At 73.1% G+C, this 16,293-nt stretch carries 19 protein-coding genes; 10 read left to right on the forward strand and 9 right to left on the reverse strand.

The window, feature by feature from the left end; all coding sequences use genetic code 11:
* Window positions 1-153 precede the first annotated feature (153 nt).
* From JOF41_RS32020 to JOF41_RS32030, 3 genes are all read left to right on the forward strand, one after another.
* Entirely contained in the window at window positions 154-1,518 is a 1,365-nt protein-coding gene (locus JOF41_RS32020; RefSeq protein ID WP_209623598.1) for a helix-turn-helix domain-containing protein, read from the forward strand.
* On the forward strand, window positions 1,506-2,939 hold the full coding sequence (locus tag JOF41_RS32025) for a gluconokinase (protein ID WP_209623599.1): 1,434 nt from the start codon (window positions 1,506-1,508) through the stop codon (window positions 2,937-2,939). The genes JOF41_RS32020 and JOF41_RS32025 overlap by 13 nt, the downstream gene beginning before the upstream one ends.
* A 188-nt stretch (window positions 2,940-3,127) precedes the next feature.
* Window positions 3,128-3,643, forward strand: coding sequence for a hypothetical protein (locus JOF41_RS32030; RefSeq protein ID WP_209623600.1), 516 nt, complete (start codon window positions 3,128-3,130; stop codon window positions 3,641-3,643).
* Window positions 3,644-3,648: 5 nt separating this feature from the next.
* Here the strand turns inward: JOF41_RS32030 and JOF41_RS32035 are convergent, their stop codons facing one another.
* Together JOF41_RS32035 and JOF41_RS32040 are read right to left on the reverse strand one after the other, a co-directional pair.
* Window positions 3,649-3,864 (reverse strand): hypothetical protein, encoded by a 216-nt coding sequence (locus JOF41_RS32035; protein ID WP_209623601.1) that lies wholly within the window; start codon window positions 3,862-3,864, stop codon window positions 3,649-3,651.
* A 180-nt stretch (window positions 3,865-4,044) separates the two neighbouring features.
* Window positions 4,045-5,235 (reverse strand): MFS transporter, encoded by a 1,191-nt coding sequence (locus tag JOF41_RS32040; RefSeq protein WP_189221333.1) that lies wholly within the window; start codon window positions 5,233-5,235, stop codon window positions 4,045-4,047.
* A gap of 86 nt (window positions 5,236-5,321) precedes the next feature.
* On the opposite strand from JOF41_RS32040, the gene JOF41_RS32045 reads away from it, so the two are divergent.
* Both JOF41_RS32045 and JOF41_RS32050 read left to right on the forward strand, forming a co-directional pair.
* Window positions 5,322-5,753 carry a Fur family transcriptional regulator gene (locus tag JOF41_RS32045; protein WP_189221332.1) on the forward strand — a complete coding sequence of 144 codons (432 nt, stop codon included), beginning with the start codon at window positions 5,322-5,324 and terminating at the stop codon, window positions 5,751-5,753.
* Window positions 5,750-7,198 (forward strand): catalase, encoded by a 1,449-nt coding sequence (locus JOF41_RS32050; RefSeq protein ID WP_209623602.1) that lies wholly within the window; start codon window positions 5,750-5,752, stop codon window positions 7,196-7,198. Before JOF41_RS32045 ends, JOF41_RS32050 begins: the two co-directional genes overlap by 4 nt.
* A gap of 59 nt (window positions 7,199-7,257) precedes the next feature.
* Here the strand turns inward: JOF41_RS32050 and JOF41_RS32055 are convergent, their stop codons facing one another.
* Both JOF41_RS32055 and JOF41_RS32060 read right to left on the reverse strand, forming a co-directional pair.
* Window positions 7,258-8,076 carry a hypothetical protein gene (locus JOF41_RS32055; RefSeq protein ID WP_209623603.1) on the reverse strand — a complete coding sequence of 273 codons (819 nt, stop codon included), beginning with the start codon at window positions 8,074-8,076 and terminating at the stop codon, window positions 7,258-7,260.
* Window positions 8,077-8,090: 14 nt separating this feature from the next.
* Window positions 8,091-9,167 carry an alpha/beta hydrolase gene (locus JOF41_RS32060; protein ID WP_209623604.1) on the reverse strand — a complete coding sequence of 359 codons (1,077 nt, stop codon included), beginning with the start codon at window positions 9,165-9,167 and terminating at the stop codon, window positions 8,091-8,093.
* A 92-nt stretch (window positions 9,168-9,259) separates the two neighbouring features.
* Between JOF41_RS32060 and JOF41_RS32065 the strand changes: the two genes are divergently transcribed.
* The 3 genes from JOF41_RS32065 (at window position 9,260) to JOF41_RS32075 (ending at window position 10,903) form a co-directional block, all read left to right on the forward strand.
* Window positions 9,260-9,820, forward strand: a complete 561-nt coding sequence (locus tag JOF41_RS32065; protein WP_189221328.1) for an NADPH-dependent FMN reductase — start codon at window positions 9,260-9,262, stop codon at window positions 9,818-9,820.
* Between the two features lie 127 nt (window positions 9,821-9,947).
* Window positions 9,948-10,367 carry an organic hydroperoxide resistance protein gene (locus JOF41_RS32070; protein ID WP_209624581.1) on the forward strand — a complete coding sequence of 140 codons (420 nt, stop codon included), beginning with the start codon at window positions 9,948-9,950 and terminating at the stop codon, window positions 10,365-10,367.
* Window positions 10,368-10,426: 59 nt separating this feature from the next.
* Window positions 10,427-10,903 (forward strand): Dps family protein, encoded by a 477-nt coding sequence (locus JOF41_RS32075; protein ID WP_189221327.1) that lies wholly within the window; start codon window positions 10,427-10,429, stop codon window positions 10,901-10,903.
* Window positions 10,904-10,955: 52 nt separating this feature from the next.
* Here JOF41_RS32075 and JOF41_RS32080 read toward each other — a convergent pair whose 3' ends face one another.
* Complete coding sequence (locus JOF41_RS32080; RefSeq protein WP_209623605.1) at window positions 10,956-12,770, reverse strand: S9 family peptidase; 1,815 nt, start codon at window positions 12,768-12,770, stop codon at window positions 10,956-10,958.
* Entirely contained in the window at window positions 12,767-13,570 is an 804-nt protein-coding gene (locus JOF41_RS32085; protein WP_189221325.1) for a class I SAM-dependent methyltransferase, read from the reverse strand. The genes JOF41_RS32080 and JOF41_RS32085 overlap by 4 nt, the downstream gene beginning before the upstream one ends.
* 36 nt (window positions 13,571-13,606) lie before the next feature.
* On the opposite strand from JOF41_RS32085, the gene JOF41_RS32090 reads away from it, so the two are divergent.
* Window positions 13,607-14,122 carry a DUF3291 domain-containing protein gene (locus JOF41_RS32090; protein ID WP_244989747.1) on the forward strand — a complete coding sequence of 172 codons (516 nt, stop codon included), beginning with the start codon at window positions 13,607-13,609 and terminating at the stop codon, window positions 14,120-14,122.
* Between the two features lie 57 nt (window positions 14,123-14,179).
* Here JOF41_RS32090 and JOF41_RS32095 read toward each other — a convergent pair whose 3' ends face one another.
* The 3 genes from JOF41_RS32095 to JOF41_RS38455 are packed head-to-tail and all read right to left on the reverse strand — an operon-like array spanning window position 14,180 to window position 15,953.
* Complete coding sequence (locus JOF41_RS32095) at window positions 14,180-14,776, reverse strand: putative T7SS-secreted protein (RefSeq protein ID WP_209623606.1); 597 nt, start codon at window positions 14,774-14,776, stop codon at window positions 14,180-14,182.
* 13 nt (window positions 14,777-14,789) lie between these two features.
* Window positions 14,790-15,080, reverse strand: a complete 291-nt coding sequence (locus JOF41_RS32100; protein WP_189221322.1) for a hypothetical protein — start codon at window positions 15,078-15,080, stop codon at window positions 14,790-14,792.
* A 45-nt stretch (window positions 15,081-15,125) separates the two neighbouring features.
* Window positions 15,126-15,953: an SseB family protein gene (locus JOF41_RS38455; protein WP_209623607.1), complete on the reverse strand. Its 828-nt coding sequence runs from the start codon at window positions 15,951-15,953 to the stop codon at window positions 15,126-15,128.
* Between the two features lie 170 nt (window positions 15,954-16,123).
* Between JOF41_RS38455 and JOF41_RS38000 the strand changes: the two genes are divergently transcribed.
* Window positions 16,124-16,249, forward strand: coding sequence for a hypothetical protein (locus JOF41_RS38000; protein ID WP_276515722.1), 126 nt, complete (start codon window positions 16,124-16,126; stop codon window positions 16,247-16,249).
* The last annotated feature ends 44 nt before the right edge of the window (window positions 16,250-16,293 follow it).

Below are 16,293 nucleotides of genomic sequence, written 5' to 3' on the forward strand. Positions count from 1 at the left end.
ACTACCCGACTTCGCGAAGCCGGGTAGTAGCCAGCGGCGTTTTGAGGTGGGTCGGGTAGTACTTGCAGGCGTCAGGGGTGGTGGGCCGTTTCGCGTTCAGGCTGACGGGTGAACGTCGGCCTCCGCTGCTCCGTTCGGCGGTACGTTCCGCGCGTGTCGTTCGACGCGGGGGAAGACGGTGCGCTGACCGACTGGGGAGCGCCGGAGATGCGGCGGGCGCTGGCCGAGCGGGACATCGGCCGGGTCTACCGGCTGCTGCGCGAGGCGGGTGTCTCGCAGCGCCGGATCTCGCGGTTGGTCGGGCAGACCCCCTCCGAGGTGTCCGAGATCCTGAACGGCCGGGCGGTACGCGCTTACGACGTGCTGGCGCGCGTCGCGGACGGGTTGGGCTGTCCGCGTGAACTCCTGGGGTTGGCCGGGGTCCCCGCGTACCTTGACGACCAGGACCACTCCGCCGGGACGGAGGTCGAGGCCGTGAAGCGACGCCAGTTCCTCGCCAGTGCGGCGGCCGTGGTGGTGGGTGATCCCGTCCTCGGTGTTCCGGCGGTGTCGGCCGAACCGGTGCTGCGCGCCACCACCCCGAGCCACGTCGGTGCCGCCGACGTGCACCGGTTGCGCGCCGCGACGGCGGCTTTCCGAGGTCTCGACTACCGCCTCGGCGGAGCCGCCTGCCGAGCGGCAGCCGCGGCGCACGCTCGCGAGGCCGAGCGGCTGCTGGACACGTCGATGGCGGACGGGGTCCGTCGAGACCTGCACTCCGCGCTCGCCGACCTGCACAGCGTGGTGGGCTGGACCTCCTTCGACAGCGATCTGGTCGACCACGCCCGCCACCACTTCCTGCGCGCGCTCGAACACGCCAAGCTCGCCGACGATCCGGCGCTGTGCGCGTTCGTGCTGTGCCGCACGGGGCACATCTATTTGGCCGGTGGTGACCCCCATGAGGCGCTGAAGCTCTTCCAGCTCGCGGAGCTGCCCGCCGCGGAATCCGGTCGAGGCGCCATCGAGTTCGTCACCTCCTGCTACCAAGCGCGGGCTTACGCCGACATGGGGCGAGCGCGGCGTGCCGAGGAGTTGGTGACCCGCAGCGAAGACGTTTTCGCCCAGTATGCCGATGACTCGGTTCCGCACTGGTTGGCCTACTTCCGCGCCGGCGGCGTGGGGTCCGTGCGCGGCAACGCCTACTTCGCGCTCAGCGCACTCCAGCCCGCTTACGCGCCCAAGGCTCTGGAAGCGATGCGCGTCGCGGTGAACGGGCACAAGGCGGAGTTGGAACGCGGCAACCTGATGGACCTCAGCACTCTGGCGACATTGCACCTGAGGCTGGGTAACAGGGATCACGGTCTTCGACTGGCTGCCAACGTGATCGATCGCGCGGAGAGCGTGGCGTCTCAACGATTGCGCCAGGGCCTGACGCCGTTGGCGCGGGCCGCCGCCGGTTGTGGCACCGCTGACGGTCGTGACCTCGCGCGTCGGATCGGGGAGGTGGCGCGGGTAGGTTCTCCGCCATGGCGGAGGTAGTGCTGGGCATCGACTTGGGGACGACCGCGACGAAGGTGATCGCGGTGGACCGGGACGCGGGTGTGGTGGCGTCGGCGGAGCGCGGCTACCCGATGCGCACCACCCGGTCCGGCGAGGCCACGCACGACCCGGCGCAGGTGCTCGAAGCGGCGCTGGCGGCGCTGCGGGAGGTCGCGGCGGCCGGGCTGGACGTCAGGGCGCTGGTGCTCACCGGGGCCATGCACACCCTGCTCGCGCTGGACGAGGCGGGCACGCCGCTGACGCACTCGCTGAGCTGGGCGGACAACCGGGCCGTCGAGCAGACCGCGCGGCTGCGGGGCACCCCGCGCGGGATCGCGCTGCACCGGGCCACCGGCACGCCGGTCCACCCGATGTCGCCGCTGGTGAAGCTGGCCTGGTTCGCGGAGAGCGGGTTCTCCGCGCCGCGCTGGTGCGGCATCAAGGACTACGTGGCCTTCCGGCTGACCGGCCAGTGGGTCACCGAGCACTCCTCCGCCTCGGCCACCGGCCTGATGGACCTGGACGCCCTGGCCTGGCACCCGGACGCGCTGGCGTTCGCCGGGATCTCCGCGGCGGTGCTGCCGGAGCTGCGCTCGCCGCTGGAGGTCCTGCCGCTGGCGCTGGAGGTGCCCGGCATCCCGTCCGGGACGCCGGTGGTGCTCGGCGGCGGCGACGGGCCGCTGGCCAACCTCGGCGTGGGGGCCGTGGTGCCCGGTGTGGCGGCGCTGTCGCTGGGCACCAGCGGCGCGCTGCGCGTGGTGCGCGACCGGCCCGCCGTGGACGAGGGCGGGCGGGTGTTCTGCTACGCCATCGGCGACGGGCTGTGGGTGCTGGGCGGGGCGGTGAGCAACGGCGGTGTGGTCGCCCAGTGGGCCGCCGAGTCGTTCGGCGTGGACGTGGTGGAGCTGCTGGACGAGGCGGCGGAGGTGCCGTTCGGCGCGGGCGGCATCACGGCGCTGCCGTACCTGCTGGGGGAGCGGGCCCCGTGGTGGGACCCGGACGCGCGGTCGGCGGTGGTCGGGCTGCGCCGCGAGCACGGGCGGGCGGAGGTCGGCCGGGCGCTGGTCGAGGGGGTCGGCCAGCAGCTGGCGCTGGTGCTGGACGCGGTCCGGTCGGTGGCCGACGTGCACGCGGTCCGGGTGACCGGCGGGGCGTTCCGGCACCCGCTGTGGGCGTCGGTGCTGGCCTCCACGCTGGGGCTGCCGCTGGAGGTGGCCGAGGACAGCGAGGGCTCCGGCGTCGGCGCGGCGCTGCTGGCGTGGCGGGCGCTGGGCGAGCTGCCCTCCCTGGAGGTCGCCGCGGACCTGGTGGTGCCGACGCGGACCATCGAGCCCGATCCCGAGGCCGTGGCGCACTACCTGCGGGCCCGCCCCGGTGTCGAGCGCCTCTACCAAGCCCTCCAGGACCTCGTGGCGGATTGATCCGTTCGGGTTCGTCGGGCGCTGCGGTGGTGCTGTAAAGGGGTGGCGCGGGGCAGGATTGCGCCATGTCCGATGGTTTTCCGCGCACCGGGAACGAATTGAGGGCGGAACGCCCCGGTGCCGTTGTGCAATCGGGGTCCATCGGCGGTGATGTCACCATCCAGCAGAATTTCCGCCATTCCCCGCCGGTGGGTTTACTCGTCGTGGTGCTGCTGGTCGCGGTGGGGGCGGTGGTCGCGTTCCTGGTGCTGGACGGCCCGCGCGACCAGCGGGCGACCCCGACGCCCACCCCGAACGCCACCCCGACCGGGGGCGGCCTTCCCCCTCCGGCGGGCACGACGCCCGCCACCGCCGGGAACGGGACGCCGTTCTGGGCGGGGAACGTGCGGATGGGGCCCGGCGGTCTCGACCTCGACGTGGACCCGGCGGTGCCGGGGGACGCGGGCGCGGACATCAGGAAGGACCACTACACCGAGGTGACGCCGGGGCAGGGCGCGGTCGCGGTGGAGTGGCCGGGGCCGCGTGAGCCCTCGTTCGAGGAGTGCCGTGGCTACGTCGCCAGGGGATCGGACGTGCTGCTGGAGCCGCAGGTAGGCGGCAAGCTCTGCGTCCGCACCACGGAGGGCAGGATCGCGGCGATGACCCACCTGGGCCCCGACGAGACCGGCCGGTTCTGGTTCGCGGTGCGGGTCTGGGACTCGTGAGGCGTTCAGCGCACGGGCACGTAGCTGTACCCGTCGAGGGACAGCAGACCGCCGCGCGCGCTCCACGTGGAGGTGATGGGCGCCCCGTTGTCGGAGAACTCGTAGTGCCAGCGCCCCAGTTCGTTCGAGCCGCCGTTCCACCGGCCGACCGGCTCGGCGGGGACCGGGCAGGCGTCGGATGGGCGGTAGCCGTCCTCCGCGGCGCAGCCGGCGATCGGCAACAGGGCGAGGGCGAGCGCGCGAACCGATCGCCGAATGCGGTGGACGCGGGTGTGCCGGATCATCTTCGCCGCCTCCGGGGTGTGGGCGGTGCGGCAGCCTGGCACGGTGGGCGGGCGAAGCCATCCGCATTAGCGCGGAGATATCGGGAAAGTGTCCCCTTGGTCATGGGAAAAAAGCGGTCACCGCATTTCCACGGCGACGGGGGCGGCGGGGCGGCGCTGCCACCGGTCCAGCAGGGCCGCGCCCACGGCGACGGCCAGCGCGCCCAGGCCCGCCGTCGCGTACCCCCAGGCGGGGGAGGAGTGGTCGATCACGAACCCGGTCACCGGCTGCCCGACCGCCACGCCCAGGGTGAGCGCGGACGCCTGCAGCCCCATCGCCACGCCGCGCGCGGACGGGGGCGCCAGCTCGGTGACCGCCTCGGCGGTGCTGGTGATCGTCGGCGCGCACAGCAGGTTGGTCGGCACCAGGGCCAGGGCCAGCAGCCACGGCGACCAGTCGAACAGCCCCACCGGCAGCGCCAGCGCGCCCATGCCGCCCATCAGCAGCCACACCGGCGGCACCCGCTTGCGCACGCCGTACACGAACCCGCCGACCAGCGACGCCAGGCACATCACCGCCACCATCGCGCCGGTCCACGCGGTGAGGTCCAGCCCCCGCATGGAGGCCACCAGCGACACCTCGACGCCCGAGAGGGCGAACGTGGCCCCGCCCGCGCTGATCAGCACGCCCAGCAGCCTGCCGTTGAGCCACTGCCGCCGGGGCAGCGCGGGGCCGGACTCCTCCTGCTCGCCCCGGATGGGCGGGTCGATCGCGAACAGCACCAGCCCGAACAGCACCATCGCCGCGCCGATGCACCACATCGCGGTGCGGCTGGACCAGTGCGTGGTGAGGAAGACGCCGAAGGCGGGGCCCGCCATGAAGGAGATCTCCACGGCCATCGCGTCCATCGCCAGCGCGGTGCGCCTGCTCGCCTCGGGCACCAGCGCGGTGAGCACCTGCCTGCCCAGCGACATCACCGGCATCACGGTGAGGCCGGTGATCAGGCACGTCACCAGCAGCACGGGGTAGGACAGCAGCGGCGCGACGAACCAGAACACGCCTTCGGAGACCATCGACAGCAGCAGCATGGCGCGCAGCCCGCGCCGGTCGGTGAGGTGGCCCATCAGGGGTGCGCCCAGGGCGATGCCGATGGTGCTCATCATGCCGACCAGCCCGGCCGCGCCGTAGCCGCGTTCCAGGCCGAGCAGCACGTGCATGGTGACGGTCATCCCGGCGGCCGTGGAGGGCACCCTGGCCAGCAGGAACAGCAGCATGGTCGACGGGACGCGGGGCATCCGGAGCACGGCGAGGTACGGGGCGGGGGTCACGACTGCCATCTTCGCCCGCTGGAGCAACAACTTTAACCAGTCGTTTTCTTGACTAGTTCAAGAAAACGTGATGACCTGGAGGAGCCATGTCCCCAGAACCCCGCGAGCTGCTCAAGAACACCGGGTTGCGGACCACCGCGCCCCGGATCGCGGTGCTTGAGTGGCTCGCCGACCACCCCCACGCCACGGCCGACCAGGTGGCCAGGGGTGTGCGCGCCAAGCTGGGGTCCGTGTCGACGCAGGCCGTGTACGACGTGCTCCACGCGTTCCAGCGGACCGGCCTGCTCCGCCGCATCGAGCCCGCGGGCCACCCGGCGCGCTACGAGACCCGCATCGGCGACAACCACCACCACCTGGTGTGCAGGCGGTGCGGCAAGACCGAGGACGTCGACTGCGTCCACGGCGCCGCCCCCTGCCTGGAGCCCTCCGCGACGGCGGGCTTCGCGGTGGAGGAGGCCGAAGTCCTGTTCTGGGGACTGTGCCCCGACTGCCAGTCAGCACAGAGGAGCCAGCCGTGACCCAGACGCCGCACACCACCAACAACGCGGGCATCCCGGTCGCCAGCGACGACCACTCGCTGACCCTGGGCGCCAACGGCCCCATCCTGCTCCAGGACCACTACCTGATCGAGAAGAACGCCCAGTTCAACCGCGAGCGCGTGCCCGAGCGGGTGGTGCACGCCAAGGGCGGTGGCGCGTTCGGCTACTTCGAGACCACCGAGGACGTCAGCGCCTACACCAAGGCCGCGCTGTTCCAGCCGGGGGTGAAGACCGAGGTGCTGCTGCGCTTCTCCACCGTCGCGGGCGAGCTGGGCTCCCCGGACACCTGGCGCGACCCGCGCGGCTTCGCGCTGAAGTTCTACACCACGCAGGGCAACTACGACCTGGTCGGCAATAACACCCCGGTGTTCTTCCTGCGCGACCCGATCAAGTTCCCCGACTTCATCCGCTCCCAGAAGCGCCGCGCCGACACCGGCCGCCGCGACCACGACATGCAGTGGGACTTCTGGACGCTGCAGCCGCAGACCGCGCACCAGGTCACCTGGCTGATGGGCGACCGGGGCATCCCGAAGACCTGGCGGCACCAGAACGGCTACGGCTCGCACACCTACCTGTGGGAGAACGCGGCGGGCGAGAAGTTCTGGATCAAGTACCACTTCAAGACCGACCAGGGCATCGAGTGCCTGACCTCGGAGGAGGCCGCCCGCATCGCCGGTGAGGACGCCGACGCGCACCGCGCCGACCTGTGGCACGCCATCGAGCGCGGCGAGTTCCCGTCGTGGACGCTGAAGGTGCAGGTCATGCCGTACGAGGAGGCGGCGACCTACCGCTTCAACCCGTTCGACCTGACCAAGGTCTGGTCGCAGCAGGACTACCCGCTGATCACGGTCGGCAAGCTGGTGCTCGACCGCAACCCGGCGGACTACTTCGCCGAGATCGAGCAGGCCGCGTTCGAGCCGACCAACCTGGTGCCCGGCATCGGCCCGTCGCCGGACAAGATGCTGATCGGCCGGATGTTCTCCTACCCGGACGCGCACCGCTACCGCATCGGCGCGAACTACAACCAGCTGCCGGTGAACCGGCCCAAGTCGCCGGTGAACTCCTACTCCAAGGACGGCGCGATGGCCTACCGCAACGCCGTCGACCCGGTGTACGCGCCGAACTCCTACGGCGGCCCGCACGCCGACGCCTCGGTCGCGGGCGAGGTCACCACGAACTACGGCGTGGAGGACGAGGTCGTGCGCGCGGCTTACAAGCTGCACCCCGAGGACGACGACTTCGGCCAGGCCGGAACGCTGATCCGCGAGGTGATGGACGAGGCCCAGCGCGAGCGCCTGGTGCAGAACGTGATCGCGCACGCCTCCAACGGGGTCTCCGAGCCGGTGCTGGAGCGGGTGTTCGAGTACTGGCGCAACATCGACAAGGAGACGGGCGACAAGATCGCCGCCGCCTTCGGCAGGTGAGCGGATCAGCGGGGGGCCGTTCTCTTGCCGGGGGAACGGCCCCCCGCCGTGTGCCGCCGCTAGTCGAGGGCGATCCTGACGTAGGCCCGGTCGTCGAAGCTCGTGTGCCCCGGCCGAAGCCCTTTCGTCGACCTCAGCGGGCCGATGCAGAGGGGGTCGTCCGCGAGCAGCCCCCGCAGCGCCCGCTCCGTTTCCGCCAGCGTCGGGAAGATGAGCGGGTAGCCGTCGCTGGCCAGCACCAGCTCCCGCACCCCCTCGGCCACCGCGTGCACCCCCACGAGCTCTTCGGGGACGCGACTGCCGTCTATCGCACCGCAGGCCCACTCGCCCGCCTCGGCGTTGTTGCGGAACAGGCCCTGCCTGATGAGCACGTCCCGGATCGCCGCTCGGCCGACGTCCTGCCTCGCCAGCTCCTCGACGGGGACGCCCCGGTGGAGTTCGGCGGTCAGGACCGCGGCCCGGACGCCCGCCGAGAAGTGGTCGACGGCGCTCAGCGTCCGCACGCCGGTGGGGGGCAGGCCGCGGTGCCAGTACGCGACGTCGCCGACCTGCCACACCTCGCGCCGCGCGGCCGAGTAGACGCCGACGGCCGCGGCCGGGCGCTCCTGCGGCGCCACGCCGCTGGGCAGCCGCGCGGCCAGGGCGGCGGACATGCGCCCGACCATGCCCGCCGCGTCGACGTCCGGCGCGGCGGTCCGCACCGCCTCCAGGCACGTGAGCATGGCGAGACGACCGCCGGTCATGCCGTCGTAGCGGTGGCCGGTCTTGTCCGTGGCCCCGTCGACGACGGCGACGAAGTGGGCTGTGACGACGACGCCGTCCTCGCACTCCTCGTCGTCGCCCGCCTTGCCCTCGACGAACTCCTCCAGGACCCTCATCGGGGTGCCCGCCCTCAGGCGGTCTCGGGGACGTCCTGCCGGGCGTTGGCCAGCGCCAGGCCGGTGCGCAGCGCGCCGACCGCCTCGCTGACCGCCTCGCGGAACACCCCGCCGACGCCGAGGATGTTGGCGAACCCGTGGAACAGGCCCTCGTGCCTGCGCAGCACCACCGGCACGCCCTGCCGGGCGAGCTTCTCGGCGAACGCCTCGCCCTCGTCGCGCAGCGGGTCGAAGCCCGCGGTGGCCAGGTAGGTCGGCGGCAGCCCGCTGAGGTCCTCGGCCAGCAGCACCGACAGCCGGGGGTCGGCGCGGACCTCGCGCTGGGGCGCGTAGTGGTCGGCGAACCAGTCCATCTTCTCGTCGCTGAGGAAGAACCCGTCGCCGAACAGGTCGCGCGAGCGGCGGCGCGCGGTGGCGTCCACCGCCGGGTAGAACAGCAGCAGGAACACCGGCCGGGGGCCGTGCTCGTCGCGCGCGTGCAGGGCGGTGACCGCGGCCAGGTTGCCGCCCGCGCTGTCGCCGCCCAGCGCCAGGCGGGACGGGTCGGCGCCCAGCTCGTCGGCGTGCGCCGCGGCCCAGGCGTACGCGGTCAGCGCGTCGTCGACGGCGGCCGGGAACGGGTGCTCGGGGGCCAGCCGGTAGTCCGCCGACAGCACCCGCACGCCCGCCTCCACGGCCAGGTGGCGGCACAGGTTGTCGTGGCTGTCCAGGTCGCCGCTGACCCAGCCGCCGCCGTGGTAGAAGACCAGCAGCGGCGAGCCCGCGGCCAGCCCGTGCGGGGTGTAGAGCCTGCCGCGCACGCCGTCCATGGTCACCGGCCGCACCGCCACGCCGGGCACGGGCGGTCCCGCGACCAGCAGGTTGCTGCGGCTGAGGGCGGCGCGGTTGGCGGCCGGGGTGTCGGTGCGCCACTCCTGCCCGCCCAGCTGCTGCAACCTGAGCAGCAGCTGCGCCTCGGGGTGCAGGCGCTGGCCGTCGACCACGATCGGCGGCCCGGTGATCAGCCTGCGCAGCGGCTTGGGCAGCCCGAACGCGAAGCGGAGCGCACCGGCCACCACACCGGCGGGGATCGCATCGGCGAACTTCGACATGACATTCACGTTACTCGTCAGTAGTGCACGCTAGTAGTCACCGTCACGTCGCGTGGACCTCCAGCTAACTGGAGGTGGCAGGATCGGGTGGCATGACGGTCACGGTGGTGGGCATCGGCGGTTCCATCCGCCCCAACTCCCAGTCCGAGCGCGCCATGCGCATCGCGCTGGCCGGTGCGCGCGAGGCGGGCGCGGAGGTGGTCGAGGTCTGCGGTCCCGAACTGGTGCTGCCCTTCTACGACCCCTCGGTGCCCGACCGCCCGGACAACGCCCGCAGGCTGGTCGACGTGCTGCGCCGGGCCGACGGGGTGGTGCTGGTCTCGCCCGGCTACCACGGCACGGTCTCCGGCCTGGTCAAGAACGCCCTGGACTACGTGGAGGACCTGCGCGGCGAGCAGCGGCCCTACCTGGACGGGCGGGCGGTCGGCTGCGTGGCCGCCGCGCAGGGCTGGCAGGCGTCGGTCACCACGCTCACCGCGCTGCGCTCCATCGTGCACGCGCTGCGCGGCTGGCCCACCCCGCTGGGCGCGGCGGTGAACTCCGGGCAGGTCGAGTTCGACCCCGACGGCGGCTGCTCGGACCCCTCGGTCGCGCAGACCCTGCGCACCATCGGCAGGCAGGTGGCGGAGTTCGCCGCGACACACTCCGGTTGACCTCCGGCGTCCGGGGGTACTTCGGAACAGGGCGCGTGAGTTGTCACACGACCGGGTGCAGATCGGGTGGCGGGTGGCGTTGATCCACACGACGGTTGACCCCACCGGCTCGAAGGAGAGCGTGACGATGCAGGTGCTCTACACGGCGGAAGCGACCGCGGTCGGCGAAGGCCGCAACGGCGAGGTGCGCTCCTCCGACGGCGTGATCGACGAGCGGTTGGTCGTGCCCAAGGAGATGGGCGGCCCCGGCGGCGACGCGACCAACCCCGAGCAGCTGTTCGCGGCGGGCTACGCGGCGTGCTTCCACGGCGCGCTCAAGCTCGCCGCGCGCGAGGCGAAGGTCCAGCTCGGCACCACCGAGGTGACCGCCAAGGTCGGCATCGGCCGCACCGACGACGGCCTCGGCCTGACCGTGGAGCTGGTCGCGCGCATCCCCGGCGTCGAGCAGTCGACGGCCGAGGAGCTGGTCGCCAAGGCGCACCAGATCTGCCCGTACTCCAAGGCCACGCGCGGCAACATCGAGGTGGCGGTCAGCGCCACCGTCTGAGAGGGAACTCCTCCCGGACGCCCCCCGGAAGCCACCGTCTGAAGGAGGCGCTAGCAACCATGAGCAAGTCCCCGATCACCAGCCCGCTGTCCGACGCCGACAAGGCCGCGGTCGGCGCGGTCCTCCAGGCCACCCTGGTCGACCTGATCGACCTGTCGCTGATCGCCAAGCAGGCGCACTGGAACGTGGTCGGCCAGAACTTCCGCAGCGCGCACCTCCAGCTCGACGAGCTGGTGACCACCGCCCGCACCTACGTCGACCAGGTCGCCGAGCGGGCCGCCGCGCTGGGCGTGTCGCCCAACGGCAAGGCGAAGACCGTCGCCGAGTCCTCGGGCGTGCCGGAGTTCCCGGACAACTGGCTCAAGGTGGACGACGTCGTCCAGGCGATCGTGGCGACCCTGGCCGCGCTGATCCAGCGGCTGCGCGCGCGCGTCGACGAGACCGACAAGACGGACCTGGTCACCCAGGACCTGCTGATCGAGATCACCAAGCAGCTGGAAGAGGCGCACTGGATGTGGCAGGCCCAGCAGGCCTGATCACCCCTGCGCCGGGGGTCGCCGCCACCAGCGGCGGCCCCCGGCGGTCCGCTCAGCCCAGGGCGCGCCGCACGAAGTCGACCTCGGCGGCGGTCTGCCGGATGGTCTCGGCCACCACCAGCGACCCGTGGCCCGCGTCGTAGCGGTACACCTCGTAGCGGGCGCCGCGCGCGGCCAGCCGGTCCAGGTAGTTGTCGATCTGCCGGATCGGGCAGCGCGGGTCGTTCTCGCCCGCCAGCACCAGCACCGGCGCGCGCACCGCGTCGACGTAGGTCAGCGGCGAGCACTCCCGGTACCGGTCGGGCACCTCCTCGGGCGAGCCGCCGAACAGCGCCCGGTCGAACGCCCGCAGCGGCTCCATCTCGTCCTCGTAGGCGGCCAGGTAGTCGGCCACCGGCACGCCCGCGACACCCGCCGCCCAGCGCTCCGGCTGGGTGCCCAGCGCCAGCAGCGACAGGTACCCGCCCCACGAAGCGCCGTTGACCACGCACTTGCGCGGGTCGGCCAGGCCCTCGCGCACGGCCCAGTCGTGCACCGCGGCCACGTCCTCCAGCTCGGTCAGGCCGGGCCTGCCCTCGATGGCGTCGCGCCACTTCGAGCCGTAGCCGGTGGAGCCCCGGTAGTTCACGTGCACCACGGCGAACCCGGCGTCCAGCCACACCGCGCGGTAGGCGGAGAACCGGTCCTCGTCGGCCGAGTGCGGCCCGCCGTGCAGGCTGAACACGGTCGGCAGCGGCCCGTCCGGGGCCCCCTCGGGCCGGGCCACCAGCGCGTGCACGTCGCCCACGAACACGTCGGTCAGCTCCGCCGACGGCGGCGCCTTGTGACCGGCGGGCTCCAGCAGCACCCGCTCGTCGCCGTCGGCCCGCAGCACCCGCACCACGCCGGGCCGGGCGGCCGAGGACCACGAGTACTCCACCGCGCCGTCGGGGCGCACGCCCGCCGAGCCGATCGTCCCGTGTGGAGTGTCCAAGGTGGACAGCTCGCCGGTCTTGAGGTCGTAGCGGTGCAGCGTGTTGCGCGCCCGGTAGGTGTGCACGAGCAGCAGCGCGTCGGCCTCGGGGTACCAGTCGGCGCTGATCTCGCCCGGCAGGTCCACCGGGATCTCGGTCTCGGTGTCCGCGGTGACGTCCCAGATCAGCAGCTCCTCGCGACCGCGCCGCTCGTGCGCGACCAGCAGCCGGTTGTCGCCGCGCACCGGGCTGAACGCGATGGCGTCCAGGCCCTTGCCGGGGCCGTCCCACTTCTCGGCGACGACCTCGCCGCCGGTGGTGAGCACGCGCAGCGCGGTGTGCCGGTTGTCGCCGTGCTCGGAGTGCGCGATGGCGACCAGCGACTCGTCCTTGGACAGCGCGGACACGCCCGCGTCGTTCTCGTGCGCGTAGAGCACCTCCGCCTCGCCGCCCGCGCGGGACAGGTGGATGGTCGTGCCGTCGTCGGTCGAGGTGCCGACCACGGCCACCTCGTGGCCGATCTCCAGCCCGGCCGGGTACCCGGCCCGCACGCCCGGCACGGCGGGCTCGGCGGGCTGCCCGGTCGCGGCGAACGGCTCGCGGACCCACACGCCGAACTCGTCGCCGTCGCTGTCGGCGAACCACCAGATCGCCTCGCCGTCCGGGCTCAGCGCGCCGTGCGAGGTGCCGTTGGGCCGGTCGGTGACCTTGCGGTGGGTGTCCGCGGCGCGGTCCCAGGCGTAGATCTCCCAGACCCCGCTGGAGTTGGACAGGTAGAGGCTGCGGTCGGGCGCGTCGTCCGCCCAGCCGGGCAGGCTCACGCGCGGCGCGGTGAAGCGGGCCCGCCACCGGGCCTCCGCCTCGGCGTCGGCGAACAGCTGGTCGGGCACGGCAGCGGTGGGGTGCGTCGTCACGGCTGCGATCCTGCCGGCTTGCGGGCGGTGACCAGGTGGTAGTCCACCAGGCCGCGCGCCACGGCGGTGACCCAGTTGCGGCCCCAGCTGTCGCGGTACTCGCCCAGCTCGATCCACCGGTCGAAGCCCCGCCACACGTGCTCGCCGATGCTGGTGGCGGTCACGTCGGCGAACCCGGCGGCGCGCAGGTCGGCCAGGAAGTCCCCGATCGGGTGAGGCAGGTCCAGGCCGGAGGCGAAGGTGGCCAGCAGCTCGGACAGCGGGGGGCCCGCCCGGTCGTCGGCGGCGAAGAAGGTGGTGACCGCCAGCGACCCGCCGGGGGCGAGCACGCGGGCGCTCTCGCGGGTGAACGCGGCCAGGTCGTCGAAGTGCTGCGCGGCCTCGACCGACAGCAGCCGGTCGAACCCGCCGTCGCCGAAGGGCATGTCCGCGCTGGACCCCACCACGAACGCCACCCTGGGGTCGGTGGTGGTGGCCCTGGCCCGCGCCACCTGCTCCGGCAGCAGGTCCAGCCCGCGGACCAGGGCCGGGTCGTGCCGCAGCACCCTGGCCGCGCCCAGCCCGCGCCCGCTGCCGACCTCCAGCACCCGGTCGCCGGGTCGCACGCCCAGCGCGTCGAGCGCCACGTCGTAGAGCGCTTCCTGGGACGCGACGCGCTGCTCGACGGTCAGCTCGCCGTCCAGCGGGATGTCGCGCCAGTAGCCGAAGTTGATGAAGCCGCCCGCGAAGATCGACAGCGCGCTGAGGTCGCCGGTGCCGTAGGTGTCGCGCACCTGGGGTCTCACCTGGTGGTCATGCACCACTCGATCGTGCCTCAGCTCGCTAGGGTGGTGCTTATGACACTTGGGGGAATTTCTGGGTTCGAACTGTCACAAGCCAACATCGCCAGGCTGCTGGCCCCGCTGGACAGCGCGCCGCTGGCCGACTTCGTGGCCGCGCTGGACCCGGTCAACGCGGCGGCCGACCGCGCGCCGGGCTTCCGCTGGCGGCTGCGGACCGAGGACGGCGACGCCACCGCCGTCCGCGTCTTCGACGACGAGTGGCTGCTGCTGAACATGTCGACCTGGGCCTCCCGCCAGGAGCTGGTCGACTACGTGTACGGGGCCGACCACGTGGCCGTGCTGCGCGAGCGCCGCCGCTGGTTCGCCCGGCCGGTGGAGGCGATGGCCGTGCTGTGGTGGGTTCCGGCGGGCCACCGGCCGACCGCGGCCGAGGCGGAGGAGCGGCTGGTGCACCTGCGGGAGCACGGCCCGACGCCGTTCGCCTTCACCCTGCGCGCGGTGTTCCCGCCGCCGGGGGCCGCGTCCGTCGCACCGGTGGTGGACCTCCCGATCGGGTGCGGGGTGGACTGACGCCTGCTCACCCTGCGCCTGCCTGAACGGGTGCACCCACCGGGAGGGCCCCGATGCTCAGCGCAGGGCCAGGAAAGAGGTCAGCAAGGCGTCGTTGAGCCTGCGCAGCTCCCGCTCGTAGGTCGACTGGTCGCGCAGGTCCGGCCGGGGGCTCGGGGCGGGCGCCGCCACGGCTCGGGTGGCCGGCGCCGCCACCGGCACGGGCGCGGGCGGCTCGCCGAACACCCGCCGCAGCTCGGCCAGCTGGCGGCGGGCCTCGTCCACCGCGGCCGCGGCGCGGTCACCGGCCAGGTCGAGCTGCCGCCGCCACCGCTCGACCTGCTCGCGCGCGACGGCCACGCCGACCGGCCCGGCCGCGCGCCCCTCCTCGACCGCGTACCGGGCGCGCGGCTGCAGCTCGACCAGCCCGGCCCGGTAGTCCTCGACCGCCCCCGCGGCGGTGGCGAAGGCTTCGGCAGCCCGCAGGTGGTGCTCCCGCAGGCGCGCCCGCGCCAGGTCGAACCGCTCCCGAGCGTCGCCCTGCCAGCCGTCCACCCGCGCCCGGTGCACCGCACCGGCTACCCCCTCCAACCCCGCGGCGACGTGGCGCAGGCGGATGACCTCCCCGTCCAGCGCATGACAGTTGCCGGGCAGCGGGTCCGCGTCTTCGGCCATGCGCGGGCGCCGGTCACCGCGGCGCGCGGAGCAGGTCCGCGAGGTCCTCGTCCGCCCCGGTGTAGACCGCGGCCGTGGCCTCCAACCTGCGGATCAGCTCCAGTGCGTCCTCGACCAGCGTCGTGGCGCCCGCCGCGCACGTCTCGTGGAAGGCGGCCAGCGCCGCCCCGAGCCCGTCGTGGCCCACCTGGTCCGGCGCGACCCGGTACTTCAGCGCCGGTTCGCGAACCAGGTCGTCGACTTCCGCCCGCACGCGCTTGGCCGCGTCGAGCAGTTCGCGTGGATCGACCGAGAAGCCGTTCACGGTCGGCAGCCTATCGCGGACGCCCTATTCCGGAAGTGGATTTCGCTAATGCCGGAACGCGGCCACCTGTTCGGGGAGCAGGGTGAAAGTCCACCCGAGATCACCCGCCCGCTCGGCAATGGGGTTGACCACGACGCCGATCGGCGTCCGGTGCGCCAGCAACTCCGCGACGAGTTTCGCGCCAGTGGTGCTAAATGGCAGTCCGGAGAACCGCGGATTGCTCCGGACGTACTCGCGCAGTCTGCTTCGACTGCTGAACACCGGCACCCAGGCGCTGCGCCGGTCCGGCCGCAACACCACCAGCTCGCCGCCGGCGTGCCGCAGCGCGTGCAGCCGCTCCTCCCGGAGGAACCGCAGCGCCTCCTCCAGCGGTGACACCGGGCGGCGGAACCGCGCGATCCGGTCGTCCGCGCCGGTGTCCACCACCGGGTCGCCCGCCACCACCCGCCGCTCCGCGGCGACCCGCGCGCTCACCTCGTCGGGGGATATCGGCGCTGGTCCGGCTCGTAAAGAGGCGATCAGGGCGGGCTGCACCTCGTCCCGGAACCGGCGGTCCATGGTGCGCGCGGACACCCCCAGCTCCACGCACAGCCGCTGCTTGCGCGCGGTCAGGTTCAACGCCCACCACGCGGGCTCCAGCGAGGTGTTGAAGTACCCGCGGCCGATCGCCGCGACGACCGGGTCCAGCCCCGCCAACGCGCGCTCCAGCTGCAGCGCGGCCTTCGCCCGCGCCCGCTCCGGCCGGTCGGCCTCGCCGATGCCCCACAGCGCCCGCAGCTCGGGGCCGAGGTGCCGGTCCAGCGGGGTGCGCTGGACCCCTTCGGACTTGTGCAGCGAGCAGAGCCGGTCCAGGGCACGGCGGGACACGTCCACGCGCTCACGCTAGGGCCTGTCGACGGGATTTGCCACAGACTCGCCACGAGTCGAATTCTCGCCAGGGAATCGCCTTGGCGAATGCGCGGCGAGTGCCGAAATCCGGTGGCCGGGAGGCGGGAGCGGTCAATACCGTGGAAGCACATTCACCAACACCTGGAGGAGTTGCCATGCGTCACGCCCGCACGCCGTACCGCGCCCCGGCCGACAACCGCCCCGACAACCGCCCCGCCAACCGCGACATGGCGGTCGTACCCCGCCACCTGATCCCGGTGGACAACCGAGATATGAGCTGACCGGCGAAGGCCCCTCCGCATGGGGGTGCGGAGGGGCCCCGCCG

Origin of the sequence: Saccharothrix coeruleofusca (assembly GCF_017876325.1) — a bacterium.
GTDB classification, from domain to species: Bacteria; Actinomycetota; Actinomycetes; order Mycobacteriales; family Pseudonocardiaceae; genus Actinosynnema; species Actinosynnema coeruleofuscum.